General features: G+C 73.4%; 1 pseudogene. It reads left to right on the forward strand.

Features of this window, described 5'->3' with window-relative positions:
• A pseudogene (locus KVS71_RS19695) lies at window positions 1-229 on the forward strand (sulfate transporter); the annotation flags it as partial.

Consider the following 229-nt stretch of genomic DNA (forward strand, 5'->3'; position numbering starts at 1 on the left):
CGCTGACCACTCTCGGGCTCGCCGTCCGCGACGCGTTGTCGCTCGCTCCGGTGCGCAGCCAGCTGCCCGAGGCGACGCTCGCGGCGATGGGCTGCACGGCGGTGGCCGGACTCGACAACATCCCCGGGCTCGTGCGCTGGGCGCGCATCAGTCGCATGGACTTCTGGGTCGGCTCCTCCGTGGCGGCCATCCGTCTAACCACGGGGCTGCGCCCCGCGGTGGGTGTTGG

It is taken from the genome of Microbacterium sp. GbtcB4 (assembly GCF_019091465.1).
GTDB classification, from domain to species: Bacteria; Actinomycetota; Actinomycetes; order Actinomycetales; family Microbacteriaceae; genus Microbacterium; species Microbacterium paraoxydans.